Annotated in this window: 11 protein-coding genes and 1 pseudogene; 9 read left to right on the top strand and 3 right to left on the bottom strand. The window is 71.2% G+C overall.

Annotated elements, in window-relative coordinates; genetic code table 11:
* Positions 1-153 precede the first annotated feature (153 nt).
* The 4 genes from OG385_RS10985 to sucD all read left to right on the top strand — a co-directional run bounded on the left by OG385_RS10985 (position 154) and on the right by sucD (position 6,502).
* Positions 154-2,628, top strand: a complete 2,475-nt coding sequence (locus tag OG385_RS10985; protein ID WP_266860761.1) for a DUF5682 family protein — start codon at positions 154-156, stop codon at positions 2,626-2,628.
* Complete coding sequence (locus tag OG385_RS10980; protein WP_266854130.1) at positions 2,625-3,785, top strand: VWA domain-containing protein; 1,161 nt, start codon at positions 2,625-2,627, stop codon at positions 3,783-3,785. Before OG385_RS10985 ends, OG385_RS10980 begins: the two co-directional genes overlap by 4 nt.
* 630 nt (positions 3,786-4,415) lie before the next feature.
* Positions 4,416-5,594: an ADP-forming succinate--CoA ligase subunit beta gene (gene sucC, locus OG385_RS10975; RefSeq protein WP_266854128.1), complete on the top strand. Its 1,179-nt coding sequence runs from the start codon at positions 4,416-4,418 to the stop codon at positions 5,592-5,594.
* 20 nt (positions 5,595-5,614) lie between these two features.
* Positions 5,615-6,502 carry a succinate--CoA ligase subunit alpha gene (gene sucD / locus OG385_RS10970; RefSeq protein WP_266854126.1) on the top strand — a complete coding sequence of 296 codons (888 nt, stop codon included), beginning with the start codon at positions 5,615-5,617 and terminating at the stop codon, positions 6,500-6,502.
* Positions 6,503-6,701: 199 nt separating this feature from the next.
* On the opposite strand, the gene OG385_RS10965 is transcribed toward sucD, so the two are convergent.
* The gene (locus OG385_RS10965; protein WP_266854124.1) at positions 6,702-7,763 is read right to left on the bottom strand and encodes a DNA-directed RNA polymerase sigma-70 factor; all 1,062 of its coding nucleotides are present in this window, start codon (positions 7,761-7,763) and stop codon (positions 6,702-6,704) included.
* Positions 7,764-7,911: 148 nt separating this feature from the next.
* Here OG385_RS10965 and OG385_RS10960 point away from each other — a divergent pair, with 148 nt between their 5' ends.
* Complete coding sequence (locus OG385_RS10960; RefSeq protein ID WP_266860759.1) at positions 7,912-9,924, top strand: DUF6350 family protein; 2,013 nt, start codon at positions 7,912-7,914, stop codon at positions 9,922-9,924.
* Positions 9,925-9,956: 32 nt separating this feature from the next.
* On the opposite strand, the gene OG385_RS10955 is transcribed toward OG385_RS10960, so the two are convergent.
* Positions 9,957-10,868: a hypothetical protein gene (locus tag OG385_RS10955; protein WP_266854122.1), complete on the bottom strand. Its 912-nt coding sequence runs from the start codon at positions 10,866-10,868 to the stop codon at positions 9,957-9,959.
* A 208-nt stretch (positions 10,869-11,076) separates the two neighbouring features.
* Here OG385_RS10955 and purN point away from each other — a divergent pair, with 208 nt between their 5' ends.
* Positions 11,077-11,727: a phosphoribosylglycinamide formyltransferase gene (purN, locus tag OG385_RS10950; RefSeq protein WP_266854120.1), complete on the top strand. Its 651-nt coding sequence runs from the start codon at positions 11,077-11,079 to the stop codon at positions 11,725-11,727.
* Positions 11,639-13,267, top strand: coding sequence for a bifunctional phosphoribosylaminoimidazolecarboxamide formyltransferase/IMP cyclohydrolase (purH, locus tag OG385_RS10945; protein WP_266854118.1), 1,629 nt, complete (start codon positions 11,639-11,641; stop codon positions 13,265-13,267). Before purN ends, purH begins: the two co-directional genes overlap by 89 nt.
* A 154-nt stretch (positions 13,268-13,421) precedes the next feature.
* On the opposite strand, the gene OG385_RS10940 is transcribed toward purH, so the two are convergent.
* Positions 13,422-14,045, bottom strand: coding sequence for an RDD family protein (locus OG385_RS10940; RefSeq protein WP_266854116.1), 624 nt, complete (start codon positions 14,043-14,045; stop codon positions 13,422-13,424).
* 213 nt (positions 14,046-14,258) lie between these two features.
* On the opposite strand from OG385_RS10940, the gene OG385_RS10935 reads away from it, so the two are divergent.
* Positions 14,259-15,113, top strand: coding sequence for a bifunctional methylenetetrahydrofolate dehydrogenase/methenyltetrahydrofolate cyclohydrolase (locus OG385_RS10935; RefSeq protein ID WP_266854114.1), 855 nt, complete (start codon positions 14,259-14,261; stop codon positions 15,111-15,113).
* Positions 15,114-15,396: 283 nt separating this feature from the next.
* A pseudogene (locus OG385_RS10930) lies at positions 15,397-15,822 on the top strand (DUF3017 domain-containing protein); the annotation flags it as partial.
* Positions 15,823-15,997: the final 175 nt, after the last annotated feature.

The raw sequence follows: 15,997 nt of genomic DNA, 5'->3' as shown, positions 1-15,997 counted from the left end.
ACGGCTTGTCCCGTATCCGATGTGCCCTCGGTGCGGGAGCCCGCTCCCGCCGGGCAGCCCGCTCCTGGACAGCCCGTTACCGCCGACCAGGGCCTTCCTTCGTCCCGAGCCACACCGTCCGCGCCCGCCACCCGCCCTGCGGCAGCTGACCCTCTGCTGCTCGGCGTGCGGCACCACGGTCCCGGCTCGGCCCGTGCGGTGCTGGCCGCGCTGGACGCAGCAGCGCCCGATGCCGTGCTGATCGAGGGGCCACCCGAGGGTGACGCCTTGCTGCCGCTCGCCGCGGCCGCGGAGATGACGCCACCGGTCGCACTGCTTGCCCATGTGGTGGGCGATCCGGGCCGGGCCGCTTTCTGGCCACTGGCGGAGTTCTCTCCGGAGTGGGTGGCGATCCGCTGGGCGCAGCGCCACGGCGTGCCGGTCCGGTTCATCGATCTGCCTGCGGCGCACTCCCTCGCGATGGCCGAGGAGGACCCCGCGGAGCTGCTTGCGGAGGAGTCCGGGGAGCGGGAGGGGGCGGAGGACGGGCCTGAACGCCTCGGAGACAGCGGGCCGCCCGGTGGGAGCGAACCGGACGGCAGTGGCTCCGGCACGGGTGTGCCTGGTGACAGCGAGCCCCCGGGGGCGTCGGCTGCGGTACGGATCGACCCGATCGGCGTGCTGGCCGAAACCGCTGGGTACGACGACGCCGAGCGCTGGTGGGAGGACGTCGTCGAGCACCGTGGCCCCGGCGCTCCCGGCTCGGGAAAGGACCCGCTCGCGCTGTTCGCCGCACTCGCCGAAGCCATGGCGGCCCTCCGCGAGACCTACGGTGACGCGGGGTTTCCCCGGGACCGGGTGCGCGAGGCCTTCATGAGGATCCAACTGCGTGCTGCCCGGAAGGAATTCAGTGGCCCGGTGGCAGTGGTCTGCGGCGCCTGGCACGTCCCTGCCCTGGCTGTGAAGACCACCGTCGCGGCCGACCGCGCCCTGCTCAAGGCGCTGCCCAAGGTGAAGGCGGAGATGACCTGGGTGCCCTGGACACACCGGAGGCTCGCCCGGCACAGCGGGTACGGAGCCGGTATCGAGTCGCCCGGCTGGTACCGGCATCTGTTCAGCGCTGACGACCGCCCGGTCGAGCGCTGGATGACCAAGGTCGCACGGCTGCTGCGGGATGAGGACCGGATGGTCTCCTCCGTCCATGTCATCGAAGCGGTGCGGCTCGCGGGGACACTCGCCGCTCTGCGCGGGCGCCCGCTGCCCGGGCTGACGGAGACGACCGATGCCGTGAAAGCGGTGATGTGCGAAGGCTCCGACGTACCGCTCATGCTCGTCCACGACCGGCTTGTCGTGGGCGAGGTGCTCGGCGAGGTCCCGGACGCCGCCCCCGCCGTGCCGCTCCAGCGCGATCTGACCCGGGCTCAGCGCACGCTGCGGCTCAGGCCGGAAGCAGTGGACCGGGACCTGGACCTCGATCTGCGCAAGGAGACCGACTCCGCGCGGTCCCGGCTGCTGCACCGGTTGCGGCTTCTCGGGGTCGGCTGGGGTGAGCCGGGCCGCGGCCGGGCGAGTACGGGCACCTTCCGGGAGGGCTGGCGGCTCCGCTGGGAGCCGGAGCTGTCCCTGCGGGTCGCGGAGGCCGGGATGTGGGGGACGACCGTGCTCTCCGCCGCCACCGCCAGAGCCGAGTCGCAGGCCGTGTCCGCGACCGCGCTCGCCTCCGTCACCGCGCTCGCCGAGCAGTGCCTGCTGGCTGAACTGCCCGATGCGCTCCCCGTGGTGATGCGGGCCCTGGCCGACCGCGCCGCGCTCGACACCGACGTCGGCCATCTCGCCGGTGCGCTGCCCGCGCTGGCCCGTTCGCTGCGGTACGGAGATGTGCGATCCACCGGTACGGCGGCGCTCGGCGAGGTTGCCGCGGGCCTGGCCGAGCGGATCTGCGTCGGCCTGCCGCCGGCCTGTACGGGACTGGACGCGGACGGTGCGAACGAGATGCGGGGCCATGTGGACGGGGTCCACACCGCGATCGGACTGCTGCCGAATGCCGCAGGACTGCGTGAGCGGTGGAGCGAGGTGCTGCGCAGACTGTCCGGACGGGACTCCGTCGCCGGGCTGATACGCGGGCGGGCCGTCCGGCTCCTGCTCGACGACGGACAGCTTGCGGAGGAGGAGACAGCACGGCTCATGGGCCTCGCCCTGTCGCCGGGCGCGCTGCCCGCCGACGCGGCCGCCTGGATCGAAGGCTTCATCGGCGGGGCGTCCGGGGCGGGGACGCTCCTGGTGCACGACGAGCGGCTGCTCGGGCTGGTCGACGCATGGCTGGCGGGCGTGGCGCCGGAGGCGTTCACCGAGGTACTGCCGTTGCTGCGCCGTACGTTCTCGGCGTACGAGCCGGGGATACGCCGCACGCTCGGCGAGCTCGTCAGGCGCGGAGTTGGGGCCGGCGGGGCCGGCAAGGCCTATGGGGTGGGCGGGACTTCTGGGATTCGTGGTGTTCCTGGGGCTGGTGGGGGGCCAGGAAGGGTTGAGGAGTCGGTGCCCGGGTTCGGGGCCGGGCTCGACGTGGAGCGTGCCGACGCGGTCCTGCCGGTGCTGCGGCTGCTCATCGGGAGGCCGGGCGTCAACGATCTGATGGGGGCGGACGGATGAACGCGATGGATGAACGGCTGCGGCGCTGGCGGCTCGTCCTCGGGGGCGATGCGGCAGAGACCACCGGGGTCTCACTCGGAGGCCGGGACGCAGCGATGGACGGGGCGCTCGGTGCGCTGTACGGCAAGGGAGAGAAGGGAGGCGGACGCAGCGGCGACCGGTCGGCGGGTCTCGGGGCGTCCGCGCCGTCCGTCGCGCGCTGGCTGGGCGACATCCGTACGTACTTTCCGAGCTCCGTCGTCCAGGTGATGCAGCGCGATGCCATCGAACGGATCGGTCTGTCCGCGCTGTTGCTGGAGCCGGAGATGCTGGAAGCCGTCGAGGCGGACGTGCACCTGGTCGGGACGTTGCTCTCGCTCAACAAGGCGATGCCCGAAACGACCCGGGAGACAGCTCGCGCCGTGGTCCGAAAGGTGGTCGAGGAGCTGGAGAAACGGCTCTCGACGAGGACACGGGCCAGTGTTACGGGAGCACTGGACCGTTCCGCGAGGATCAGCAGACCGCGCCACCGGGACATCGACTGGGACCGCACCATCCGCGCCAACCTGAAGAACTATCTGCCCGAGTACGGCACGGTCGTTCCGGAGCGCCTCATCGGCTACGGTCACGCCGCGCAGTCGGTGAAGAAGGACGTCATACTCTGCGTCGACCAGTCGGGCTCGATGGCGGCCTCGGTGGTCTATGCGTCGGTGTTCGGCGCGGTTCTCGCCTCGATGCGGTCCATCTCCACCCGTCTTGTCGTCTTCGACACTGCCGTTGTCGATCTGACGGAACAACTCGATGATCCGGTCGATGTTCTCTTCGGCACCCAACTCGGCGGTGGCACCGACATCAACCGGGCACTGGCGTACTGCCAGTCGCAGATCACCCGGCCGACCGACACGGTCGTAGTCCTGATCAGCGACCTCTACGAGGGAGGGATACGGGACGAAATGCTGAAGCGCGTCGCGGCGATGAAGGCGTCGGGCACCCAGTTCGTCACGTTGCTCGCCCTGTCCGACGAGGGCGCACCCGCGTACGACCACGCCCACGCGGAGGCCCTGGCCGCGCTGGGAGCTCCCGCATTCGCCTGTACGCCCGACCTCTTCCCGGACGTCATGGCGGCGGCGATCGAGAGAAGGCCCCTGCCCATACCGGACATGGCGGTGCGCCAGTAAGCAGTGCGCCAGTAAGCGGTGCGCCAGTACCAGGGGCCTTGCCCGACTGACCGCCCCCCGATGCTCGTGCAAACAGCGTTCCGCCGCCCGTGGCAACCGCGCACGTGCAGGTGAAGCCCTTGGCCCAAAGCCTGGCCCAGTACATGGCCCTGTACATGGCCCACCGCGTGGCCCGGAGCTCGGCCGGGAGCTCGGCCAAGAGCCTCGGCACCGTCGGGGCCCGGCGCCGCGCATCCCGCCGTCGGACACGCTGTTTCCGGTGCCTGGGCCGTTGTGGAATCGGTCACCCCGGGCGACGTGGCGGACACGCAGGCCACCGGCGTTCAGCCGCTCTCCTGGCCGCGCTCCGAGCGCGTCGGCGCAGCTCACCGGGCGTTTCCCCGGTGCAGGGGAGCCGCCCGGCCCGTACAGGGGTCTTGTGACCGTAATCACCGCGCAGGTGTGATCCGCGATTTAGGGACCCGGCGCCCACGGGGATAACCTGCGAGACGGACATGCCGCGTACTCGGACACCGTCTACGCCTCCCTAGTGACAGCGCAGTCACGTTGCCCTTCGCGGCACGCCCACGCAGACAAGTAACCGCGATCACTACTGCGACGACGATTTAAAGCAAAGGGAGACGGACGCGCGTGGACCTGTTCGAGTACCAGGCGAGGGACCTCTTCGCCAAGCACGGTGTACCGGTGCTGGCCGGTGAAGTCATCGACACGCCTGAGGCGGCGCGCAAGGCCACTGAGAGCATGGGCGGCAAGTCCGTCGTCAAGGCTCAGGTGAAGGTCGGCGGCCGTGGCAAGGCCGGCGGCGTGAAGCTGGCCGCGACCCCGGACGAGGCGGTCGCTCGCGCGACGGACATCCTCGGCATGGACATCAAGGGCCACACGGTCCACAAGGTGATGATCGCCGAGCTGTCGCCGGAGATCGAGGCGGAGTACTACGTCTCGTACCTCCTCGACCGCACCAACCGCACCTTCCTGGCCATGGCCTCGGTGCAGGGCGGCATGGAGATCGAGGAGGTCGCGGAGAAGACCCCCGAGGCTCTCGCGAAGGTCCCGGTCAACGCCGTCGACGGCGTGGACATCGTCAAGGCCCGCGAGATCGTGGCCCAGGCGAAGTTCCCGGCCGACGTGGCCGAGGGTGTCGCCGAGGCCATGGTGACCCTGTGGGACACCTTCGTCGCCGAGGACGCCCTCCTCGTCGAGGTCAACCCGCTGGTGAAGACCAAGGACGGCCGGATCCTGGCCCTGGACGGCAAGGTCTCGCTCGACGAGAACGCCGACTTCCGTCAGCCCGACCACGAGGCTCTTGAGGACAAGGCAGCAGCCAACCCGCTCGAGGCTGCTGCCAAGGCCAAGAACCTCAACTACGTCAAGCTCGACGGCGAGGTCGGCATCATCGGCAACGGTGCGGGGCTCGTCATGAGCACCCTCGACGTCGTCGCGTACGCCGGTGAGAAGCACAGCAACGTGAAGCCTGCCAACTTCCTCGACATCGGTGGCGGCGCCTCCGCCGAGGTCATGGCGAACGGCCTGGAGATCATCCTCGGCGACCCGGACGTCAAGTCCGTTTTCGTCAACGTCTTCGGCGGCATCACCGCGTGCGACGAGGTCGCCAACGGCATCGTCCAGGCGCTTGAGCTCCTCAAGTCGAAGGGCGAAGCGGTCACCAAGCCGCTGGTCGTCCGCCTCGACGGCAACAACGCGGAGCTGGGTCGCAAGATCCTGTCGGACGCCAACCACCCGCTCGTGCAGCGTGTGGACACCATGGACGGCGCGGCCGACAAGGCCGCCGAGCTCGCGGCTGCGAAGTAAGGGAACAGGTCACCAACACCATGGCTATTTTCCTGACCAAGGAAAGCAAGGTCATCGTCCAGGGGATGACCGGCGCCACCGGCATGAAGCACACCAAGCTCATGCTCGCTGACGGCACCAACATCGTCGGCGGCGTCAACCCCCGCAAGGCCGGCACGTCCGTCGACTTCGACGGCACCGACGTTCCCGTGTTCGGCACGGTCGCCGAGGCCATCGAGAAGACCGGCGCTGACGTCTCGGTCCTCTTCGTGCCGCCGGCCTTCTCGAAGGCCGCCGTCGTCGAGGCGATCGACGCCGAGATCCCGCTCGCCGTCGTCATCACCGAGGGCATCGCCGTCCACGACTCGGCCGCGTTCTACGCGTACGCCAAGTCCAAGGGCGACAAGACCCGGATCATCGGCCCGAACTGCCCCGGCCTGATCACCCCCGGCCAGTCCAACGCCGGCATCATCCCGGGCGACATCACCAAGCCCGGCCGTATCGGTCTCGTCTCCAAGTCGGGCACGCTGACCTACCAGATGATGTACGAGCTGCGCGACATCGGCTTCTCGTCGGCCGTCGGCATCGGTGGCGACCCGGTCATCGGTACGACGCACATCGACGCCCTCGCGGCGTTCGAGGCGGACCCCGAGACCGACCTCATCGTGATGATCGGTGAGATCGGTGGCGACGCCGAGGAGCGTGCGGCCGACTACATCGCGAAGAACGTGACGAAGCCGGTCGTCGGCTACGTCGCGGGCTTCACGGCGCCCGAGGGCAAGACCATGGGCCACGCCGGCGCCATCGTCTCCGGCTCCTCCGGCACCGCCCAGGCGAAGAAGGAAGCGCTTGAGGCTGCGGGCGTCAAGGTCGGCAAGACGCCGACCGAGACGGCCAAGCTGGCCCGGGCGATCCTCGTCGGCGCGTAGCGGACCGGTTCTTCCGGCAGTCCCGGCACTGGTACTCCGAGCGCCGGTGCGCCGAGCGCCGGTGGATCGAGCAGTGCGGAGCGGGCCCGTTCCTCCTGGTTTCAGGGGGTGCGGGCCCGCTCACGTGTTACGCGGCAGGGCGCTCCAGACAGGACCGGGCCGGGCCGGATCGGACTGGGTCGGCCGGATCGGATCGGGGTCAGCGCAGTTGCGGTACCAGGCGTTCCGGGCCGTTGGCCGGGATGGCCTGGAGTTTCCGGTGCAGCTTCTTGTCCTCGGCGGTCAGCCGCTGCGGGCCCCCGCGCGGCGGGACGCCCTGCACGTGATGTGGCGGGCCGGTCGGCCGTGCGTAGTGGGTCGGAGCGGTGACCAGGGTGAACGTCGTCGCGGCCGTGAGCAGGACGGCGCAGCTGATGGTGAGCCGGGTCCAGAAACGGGTACGCCGCTCGCTCCTCGTCCGGACGGCGCGGGGCTCCGGGAGGGTGGCTTCGGCACCGGCCAGGGCGAGGGCGCCCAGATGCTCCTGGAGCAGCCCGGGTTCCTCCAGATCGGGCAGGGCGCGGGCCACGGCAGCCCGCGCGTACAGCAGCCTGTTCGCAGCCGCCGGTGTGCTCGCTTCCGTCTCGGCCGCGGTCTCGGGGAGGTCGAGACCGAGCCCGTCGTAGAGCAGCAGGGTGCGCCGGTAGGCGGGCGGCAGACGGAGTACGGCGTCCCGCAGCGGCAGCTGTGCCGGATCGACGCCCCGGCGGTCGCGACGCCTGCGCCTGCGGCTCGGCCGGTGCCAGGGCGACATCGCGTACTCGTACGCCGCCGCGCGTACCCAACCCTCCGGGTCGCGGTCCGTCGCGACCTCCGGCCATGTCTGCCACGCCAGGTGGAACGCGCGCTCGACCGACTCCCCGGCGAGCCGGTGGCGGCCGGTGAGCAGATACGTCTGGTGGGCGAGACCGGACGCGGCTCGCGCGTAGAGCGTGTCGAAGGCCTCGGCGGGGGTGACACCCGGTGGCTGTTCGGGGTCGGGCGAGGCGTCGGGTGAAGCCTGCGGGGCTCCAGACCCCTGCGCGCCCTCCGCGCCCTGTACTTCCCGCACTTCCCGCACTTCTTGTGTGATCTGTTCCGCGGGTGCTTCCTGCGGGTCCGGTGCGGGTGCCGTTTCTGCCGGTGCTGTCGCTTCGCACTGGTCCTCCGCTGCCTGCCCGGCGCTCGGCGACTTCGCCTCGCGTACTCGGCGCCGCTTCTTCGGCGAGCGCAGTTCCGTCATGAGGTGCCCCCAGGGGCTGTCGTAGCGCTGCTCACCGCGGGACGCCAGTCCGAAAAGTACATAAAACGTATATTGAGTGACCCGACCGCTCTTCGCCTGTTACGCGGCGAAAGCGCGTGTCGTTGGCAGCATGGCCCGCGTGACCCTGATGACCGATCGCCGCCCGTCGCTCGCCCCCGTACGGAGCCGATCCGCCGTGCTGGCCGACTGCGTGCTGCGAGGCGGGCTCGCGGCGGCGCTCGGACTCGGCTTGCTCACCGTGCTGGTGATGCTGCTGTGGATCAGCTCGCCCTATCCCGACAGCGGTCCGGGCGGCGCGCTGCATGTCGCCGCCGCGCTGTGGCTGCTGGCCCACGGCACGGAGCTGACCAGGCAGGACACCGCTTCCGGCGTGCCCGCCCCGCTGGGCATGGTGCCGATGCTGCTGGTCGTCCTGCCCATCTGGCTGGTCCAGCGGGCCGCGCGTGAAGCGTTCGACCCCGCGAACGGCCGCCCGGGACCATCGGTGCCGGGTGCTCTGTGCGCGGTCACCGGCGGCTATCTGCTGGTCGCCGCCGCCGTCACGGCGTACGCCTCGGGCGGGCCGCTGTCCGTCGTACCGCTGAGCGCGCTGTGGCATCTGCCGCTCGTCGCCGGTGCCGCGGCCGCGGTGGGCGTGTGGCGGGCGCGCGCCTTCCCGCGCGAGCCGCACAGCGGCTGGGGGCGCATGCGATTTCCCGGTGGCAGGGCGCTTCCCGCCGGCGTACGGCGTGCCTTCGCCCACCCCCGGGTGCCGACCGCGCTCAGGGCCGGTGCCGCCGGAGCTGCCGTGCTGGTCGGTGGGGGTGCGCTGCTGGTCGGCGGTTCGCTGGTGTGGCACGGGGGCGCCGCGCAGGAGTCGTTCCTGCGGCTGACCGGTGCCTGGTCGGGGCGGTTCACGGTCCTGCTGCTGGCCGCCGCACTCGTACCGAACGCGGCGTTGTGGGGTGCTTCGTACGCGCTCGGTCCCGGCTTCACCCTCGGTACCGGTTCGGTGGTGACGCCGCTCATGGTCACCGGCAATGCCGCGCTGCCCTACTTCCCGCTGTTGGCCGCTCTGCCGGGGCCGGGGGGCGGTTCGCCGCTGAACTGGGCGGTCGCGGGTGTGCCGCTGGCCGCGGGTGCCGTCGTCGGCTGGTTCGTGACGCGGGTACGGGAGGAGGACCGGGCCGAGACCCTCGGCGTGACCGCGCTCATGGCGGTGTCGGGGGCGGTCGTCTGTGCGGCGGCGATGGCCGTTCTGGCTGCACTGTCCGGCGGCCCGCTCGGCACCGGGAGGCTGACGTCCTTCGGCCCGGTGTGGTGGCAGACGAGCGTGGCCACACTCGCCTGGACCGTGGGAACGGGACTTCTGGTGGCACTGGTCCGTCGCTGGCGGGCGCTGCGGAGCAGCAGGCCCGACCCGGTGGCGCCCGCCGTGGACGCCGCGGTGCCGGTGGAGGTCCTGGCCCCGGTGAAGGCTTCGGCTGCGGCCTCGGTGAAAGCTCCGGCACCGGCGAAAGCTCCGGCCGTGGCGGAACCGGAGACGCACGACAGCGGGGACAACAGCGGAGACGACCGCAGGGAAGACAGCAGGGAAGACAGCAGGGAGGACAGCGGGGACGACGACGGAGCAGACAGTGCAGCGCAGGTGGGGCGGTGGGCCGCGCTGCGGGCCTATTCCAGGAGGCTGTTGGCGAAGTTCCCCCTCACGGATGAGCAGGACAGGGGCTCGTCCCCCGTGCTGACCGAGTCTCCGGCGTCTCCCGTGGCTCAAGCGTCTCCCGCGGATCCGGCGGCTCCCGCGTCATCGCTCCCGTCCGGGGAGGGCACTGGGACTGCTGAGAGCGCCGCCGCCGCACACCCCGAACACCTCGTTCACGCCGAACACCCCGTACACCCCGAACGCCCCGAACAGAAGGGAGACCTTCCGGCGCCCGCAGTTCCCACTGCGCCCGCCGAGGCTGCCGTGCCTGCTGCGCCCGCCGTGCCCGTCGAGGCTGCCGCGCCCGCCGCGGATCCCGCCGTGGATACGGCGCCGGACCAGGACGCCGGCAGCCCTGACCATCACGATCCCGCCGACAGCAAGAGCGGCCTTCCGTCGCAGCCGGCCGGTGCCGGGCCGGACATCTGGCCGCCCATGCCCTACGCCGACGAGGACTGAGGCCGCCCGCCCACCCCGTGGTTGCTTCAGCTCTACTTCTGCGTGCCGAGAACCGGAACCAGCGAGTGCGGCAGCTTCTTGTTGCAGGCGATCTGGCCCTGCTTCGTCAGTGCGTCGTTCACGCAGGTGTAGTAGTCCCGGTACACCAGCTGTGCCGAGAACGTGAGGATCACGATCAGCAGCGCGAGCCCCGCGGTCACCAGGCCGCTCACCGCAGCGGTGATCTGCTGCTTCGATGCGGAGGCCGAAGCACCGGCGTACGGACGCGCGTACGGGCCGGGGGCGGGCGGCGCCGTCGGTGCCGGGGGAACACCCGGGCCCGGCGGCGGCCCGTCGGTCGGGGCGGCCGGCTGCTGCGGCGCCGTCCGGGCCGCGGCGCCCTTGCCGCCGCCGGCCTCCGGCTGCGGCTTCGCGCGCAGGGCGCTGATGCCCCAGTACAGCGCGAGCGCGCCGAGGAGCAGGCCGATCTCCGGCAGGTTGAAGAGGGAGAAGAAGAAGGCCCACATTCCGGCGAGCAGCGCGTAGCGCGCCCGGCGCTGTGCCGGGTCCTTCGGATCCCAGCGCAGGCTCGGACCGGGGCCGCCCTGGCCGCCGTTCCGCCTGCTTCCCGGGTCGTCGGGGCCGCCCGCCGGCCGCTGGGGACCACCACCGAACCCGCCGTCGTGCCGGCCCGGCTGGACCGGGCTCCACTGGCTGCCCCCGGGGGACGACGGCGACGAGGACGAGTCGTCCCCGTCGCCGCTCCCGTCACCGTTGCCGTCGCTGCCCGCCGGGTGCTGCGGCTGCCGGGGCCGCCAGGGCTGTTCCGGCCGGTCCGCGGGCGGCGGTGCGAACGGGTTGTCGTCGTCCGGCTCCGTCGAAGAGGGCCGGCGTTCCCGCAGCAGAAGTGAACCCTGCCCGTACGGCTGGGTGCGGAGAGTCGCGCGGTGGCGTCGGTCCTGCATCTGGTGAACGTCTTCCCCTCATTCGGTTCCTGCCCGGGAGACAGGTCCTGTCCCCAGACGCTACCTCTCGGCCGTGCCCCCGTCCCGTGGGGGCCGTTCGGTGTGCCGGTATCGTTGCCGACGGTCGGCGCGTTCGTAGAGTTCCCCGTATCGGGGGATGCGATCTATTCGTACGACCGCACAAGTCGTATCCAGAAAGGGCCCCGCTGTGGCCTCCCCGCCTTCTCCCGCCCGCCTGGTCGTGCTGATTTCCGGTTCCGGAACCAATCTGCAGGCCCTGCTCGACGCAATCGCCGGCGATCCGGCCGCTTACGGAGCCGAAATCGTCGCGGTCGGCGCTGACCGCGACGGCATCGCCGGACTCGACCGCGCACGCGACGCGGGGCTGCCGACCTTCGTCTGCAAGGTGAAGGAGTACGCGGACCGCGACGCGTGGGACGCGGCGCTGACCGAGGCCACCGCCGCTTACGCACCCGACCTGGTCGTGTCGGCCGGGTTCATGAAGATCGTGGGGAAGCAGTTCCTCGCGGCCTTCGGCGGCCGGATCGTCAATACGCATCCGGCGCTGCTGCCCGCCTTCCCCGGCGCCCACGGAGTGCGCGACGCGCTCGCGTACGGGGCCAGGGTCACCGGCTGCACCGTCCACTTCGTCGACGACGGCGTCGACACCGGACCGATCATCGCGCAAGGTGTGGTCGAGATCCGGGAGCAGGACGACGAAAGCGCTCTTCACGAGCGGATCAAGGAAGTCGAGCGGAAGCTGCTCGTCGATGTCGTGGGGCGTCTGGCCCGTAACGGCTACCGCATTGAGGGACGAAAGGTTCAGGTCGGTGCACACCGAGAACACGGACACCGTTAAGCCCATCCGGCGCGCGCTCGTCAGCGTCTACGACAAGTCGGGTCTGGAGGAGCTGGCCCTCGGGCTGCACGAGGCGGGCGTCACGCTCGTCTCCACCGGATCCACCGCGGCGAAGATCGCCGCCGCCGGTGTGCCGGTCACCAAGGTCGAGGAGCTCACCGGTTTCCCGGAGTGCCTCGACGGCCGGGTCAAGACGCTGCACCCCCGTGTGCACGCCGGGATCCTCGCCGATCTGCGCCTGGCGGACCACCGCAGGCAGCTCGCCGAGCTGGAGGTGGAGCCCTTCGACCTGGTCGTGGTGAACCTCTACCCCTTCACCGAGACCGTCGCGTCCGGTGCCACGCCCGACGAGTGCGTCGAGCAGATCGACATCGGCGGCCCCTCGATGGTCCGGGCCGCGGCCAAGAACCACCCGTCGGTGGCCGTCGTCACCAGCCCGGAGCGGTACACGGACGTCCTCACCGCCGTCCGCGGCGGCGGCTTCGACCTGACCGCCCGCAAGCGGCTCGCCGCCGAGGCGTTCCGGCACACCGCCGCGTACGACGTGGCGGTCGCCGGCTGGTTCGCCGATGACTACGCGGCCGCCGACGACAGCGGCTTCCCCGAGTTCCTCGGCGCCACGTACGAGCGCGGAAACGTCCTGCGCTACGGCGAGAACCCGCACCAGGGCGCCGCGCTGTACGTCTCCGGTACGGGCGGCCTCGCCCAGGCCGAGCAGCTGCACGGCAAGGAGATGTCGTACAACAACTACACGGACACCGACGCCGCGCGCCGGGCCGCGTACGACCACACCGAGCCCTGCGTGGCGATCATCAAGCACGCCAATCCGTGCGGCATCGCGATCGGCGCCGACCTCGCGGAGGCCCACCGCAAGGCGCACGCCTGTGACCCGGTGTCCGCGTACGGCGGTGTGATCGCCGTCAACCGCCCGGTCACCGTGGCGCTCGCCGAGCAGATCGCCCCCATCTTCACCGAGGTCGTCGTCGCTCCGGCGTACGAGGACGGCGCGGTCGACGTGCTGGCACGCAAGAAGAACATCCGGGTGCTGCGCTGTCCCGATGCCCCCTCGGCCGCGGCCGAGGTCAAGCAGATCGACGGCGGCGCGCTGCTCCAGGTCGCCGACCGGCTCCAGGCCGACGGTGACGACCCCGCCAACTGGACGCTCGCGTCCGGCGATGCGCTCGACGCGGCCGGGCTGGCCGAGCTGTCGTTCGCCTGGAAGGCGTGCCGCGCGGTGAAGTCCAACGCGATTCTGCTCGCCAAGGACGGCGCGTCCGTCGGCGTCGGGATGGGGCAGGTCAACCGGGTCGACTCCGCGAAGCTCGCCGTCGAGCGCGCGGGCGAGGAGCGGGCGCGGGGGGCGTACGCGGCCTCGGACGCCTTCTTCCCGTTCCCCGACGGCTTCGAGATCCTGGCGAACGCGGGGGTCAGTGCTGTGGTGCAGCCGGGCGGCTCGGTCCGTGACGAGCTGGTCGTGGAGGCTGCCAAGAAGGCGGGCGTGACGATGTACTTCACGGGTACGCGGCACTTCTTCCACTGAGCCGCCGGTACAGGGCTGCCGGTACAGGGCTGTCCGTACGGGGCTCTCCATGTGGGGCGCTCCGTGCGGGGCCGGCCGTACGGGATACGGCCGGGGGCCGTAACTCGGCGCGATACGCGCCGGGTTACGGCCCCCGGGTCCAGCAGGGTGCGGGTCAGCCGACCTTGACGACCACGGTCGAGCAGATCTTGTCCGCGAACGTCTGCTTCTTGGAGTCCCACGCCGGCCACAGCCAGCCCAGGTAGCAGGCGATGCTGTCCACGAAGTGGGCGAGGTAGCGGACGAACGCCATGCCGAAGCCCAGGGTCTGGCCGTCGGCCTCGCGCAGCAGGCTGATACCGAGGGCCTTCTTGCCGAGGAACTGGCCCGTGGTGCCCTCCTTGTAGATCTTGAAGAGGCCGAGCCCGATGCCGACGAGGATGCCGAGCACCGCGACGGTCGAGCCCACGCCGCCGCCCACGGCGCCACCGATGCCGATGAGGATGCCGTACGGGATGGAGATGCATATCGCGTCGATCAGGAGGGCGGCGAACCGGCTCCACCAGCCCGCGTACGGGGGCCGGCCGCCGCCGTAACCGGGCTGCTGCGGGTAGCCGCCACCGTAGGGCTGCTGGACCGGCGGGGCCTGCGGGTAGCCGTAGCCCGGCTGCTGCGGCACGCCCTGCGGCGCCTGCTGCGGGTATCCGTAACCCGGCTGCGGCGGCTGCTGGGGCTGGCCCTGCGGCTGCCCCGGCGGCGGGCCGTAGGGGTTGTTCGGGTTCGGGTCGCCGAAGCTCATGGCTGAATTCCTCCGTTGGTTCATGCGGGGACGTCGCGGTTCGAGCGGAGGATTGGTGAAAGAAACGTCAGAGCGGTCTGCCCCCCGACACCGGCCCGCGGCACTGCGGACCACATGCTTCTAAATGGCGCGTAAGTTTGTCCAGTCGCAGTCCCTATGTGTTGTGCAAGTGCAACTTGGGCGATCATGACGCCCCCTGGAAGAATGGCTCGTATGACAGCCCAGATTCTCGATGGCAAGGCCACCGCGGCCGCGATCAAGTCCGATCTGACCGTCCGCGTGGCGGCCCTCAAGGAGAAGGGGGTGGCCCCCGGTCTCGGCACCCTGCTCGTCGGTGACGACCCGGGCAGCCGGTGGTACGTCAACGGCAAGCACCGCGACTGCGCCGAGGTCGGTATCGGGTCCATCCAGCGCGAACTCCCCGACACCGCAACGCAGGAGGACATCGAGGCGGTCGTCCGGGAGCTCAACGAGAACCCCGAATGCACCGGATACATCGTGCAGTTGCCGCTCCCCAAGGGCATCGACACCAACCGCGTCCTGGGGCTGATGGACCCGGCCAAGGACGCCGACGGGCTGCACCCGACGAGCCTCGGCAAGCTGGTGCTGAACGAGGAGGGGCCGCTGCCCTGCACCCCGTACGGCATCATCCAGCTGCTCCGTCACCACGGTGTGGAGATCAACGGGGCGCATGTCGTGGTCGTCGGCCGCGGTATCACCGTCGGCCGCTCGATCCCGCTGCTGCTGACCCGTAAGTCCGAGAACGCGACCGTCACGCAGTGCCACACCGGCACCCGTGACCTTCCCGCGATGCTCAAGCAGGCGGACATCATCGTCTCCGCTGCCGGTGTCCGGCACATCATCAACCCCGAGGACGTCAAGCCGGGCGCCGCTGTCCTCGATGTCGGCGTCAGCCGGGACGAGAACGGCAAGATCGCCGGAGATGTGCACCCCGGCGTCGCGGAGGTGGCCGGCTGGGTCTCTCCGAACCCGGGCGGTGTGGGCCCGATGACCCGCGCGCAGCTGCTGGTGAACGTCGTGGAGGCGGCGGAGCGCAGTGTCGGCTGACGCGGCCGCACGGACGGGGCCCGGGGAGCCGGGAAGGCCCGGAGCGCGGAGCAAGGGCGCGGGGACCGGACGGTCCGCGCGGGCTGCGCGTGCTGCGGCGGGTTCCGGACCCGAGGAGCCGACGGGGGCTTCCGGACCGGAGGAGCCGGCGGAGGTCGAGGGCGCGGAGTCAGATTCGCAGGCCCCGGCCCAGGCCCAGGACCAGTCTCAGCCGGAGCCGGAGCCGGAGCCGGAGCCGGAGTCGCCTGCCGAGGCCGAGGAGCCTGGCGCGCCCGATGGGGAGGACGCCGTCAGTGCGCCGGGCCCGGACGGTGAGCCGGTCCGGACGACCCGGCGCTTCCCCTCCGTGACGCGGGACACCGCGCGTCCCGAGGGCGGTGGCCGGGCGGCTCCCGGTGACGCGCCCGCGCCCGCCAGACAGTGGCCGCTGCTCACGGTGCTCGTCACGATCGGCGTCGGACTGCTGCTCGTCGCCTTCGACGTGACACGGGTGGGGCTGCTGCTGGTGGGGCTCGCTCTGCTCGGCGGCGCCGTGATGCGCTGGTGCGTGCGGTCCGTCGGGATGCTCGCGGTGCGCTCGCGCTTCACTGACATGCTGACGTACGGCGTGCTGGGATTCCTGATCACCCTGCTCGCGCTGATGGTGCAGCCCCAACCGTGGCTGCAGGTGCCGTTCCTCGAAGGGCTGATGCGGTTCACCGTGCGGTGACGCGGAACTCCGTTGCGGCGGCGGGCCGCTGACCGCCCGTGTGCGGCCACCGGAAAATAAAAAAAGAATCGGGGGAGTGGCCCGTGATTCCCGGGGCAGGCGATGGCTATCCCCCCACGGGTGCTTGCACCCGGCGGTGGCTGCCCGCGTCTCCCCCCCCCTGACGCCGGCGGCC

It is taken from the genome of Streptomyces sp. NBC_01306, assembly GCF_026340465.1.
Lineage (GTDB): Bacteria > Actinomycetota > Actinomycetes > Streptomycetales > Streptomycetaceae > Streptomyces.
The sequence above is the reverse complement of the archived record's forward strand: the minus strand, read 5'-3'. Positions and strand labels throughout refer to the sequence as shown.

Bases quoted from the DNA above. Each gene is read 5' to 3' on its own strand.
- OG385_RS10980 (WP_266854130.1), top strand. From the start codon at position 2,625: ATGAACGCGATGGATGAACGGCTGCGGCGCTGGCGGCTCGTCCTCGGG.
- sucD (WP_266854126.1), top strand. From the start codon at position 5,615: ATGGCTATTTTCCTGACCAAGGAAAGCAAGGTCATCGTCCAGGGGATG.
- OG385_RS10965 (WP_266854124.1), bottom strand. From the start codon at position 7,763: ATGACGGAACTGCGCTCGCCGAAGAAGCGGCGCCGAGTACGCGAGGCG.
- OG385_RS10960 (WP_266860759.1), top strand. From the start codon at position 7,912: ATGACCGATCGCCGCCCGTCGCTCGCCCCCGTACGGAGCCGATCCGCC.
- OG385_RS10955 (WP_266854122.1), bottom strand. From the start codon at position 10,868: ATGCAGGACCGACGCCACCGCGCGACTCTCCGCACCCAGCCGTACGGG.
- purH (WP_266854118.1), top strand. From the start codon at position 11,639: ATGTCGTGGGGCGTCTGGCCCGTAACGGCTACCGCATTGAGGGACGAA.
- OG385_RS10940 (WP_266854116.1), bottom strand. From the start codon at position 14,045: ATGAGCTTCGGCGACCCGAACCCGAACAACCCCTACGGCCCGCCGCCG.
- OG385_RS10935 (WP_266854114.1), top strand. From the start codon at position 14,259: ATGACAGCCCAGATTCTCGATGGCAAGGCCACCGCGGCCGCGATCAAG.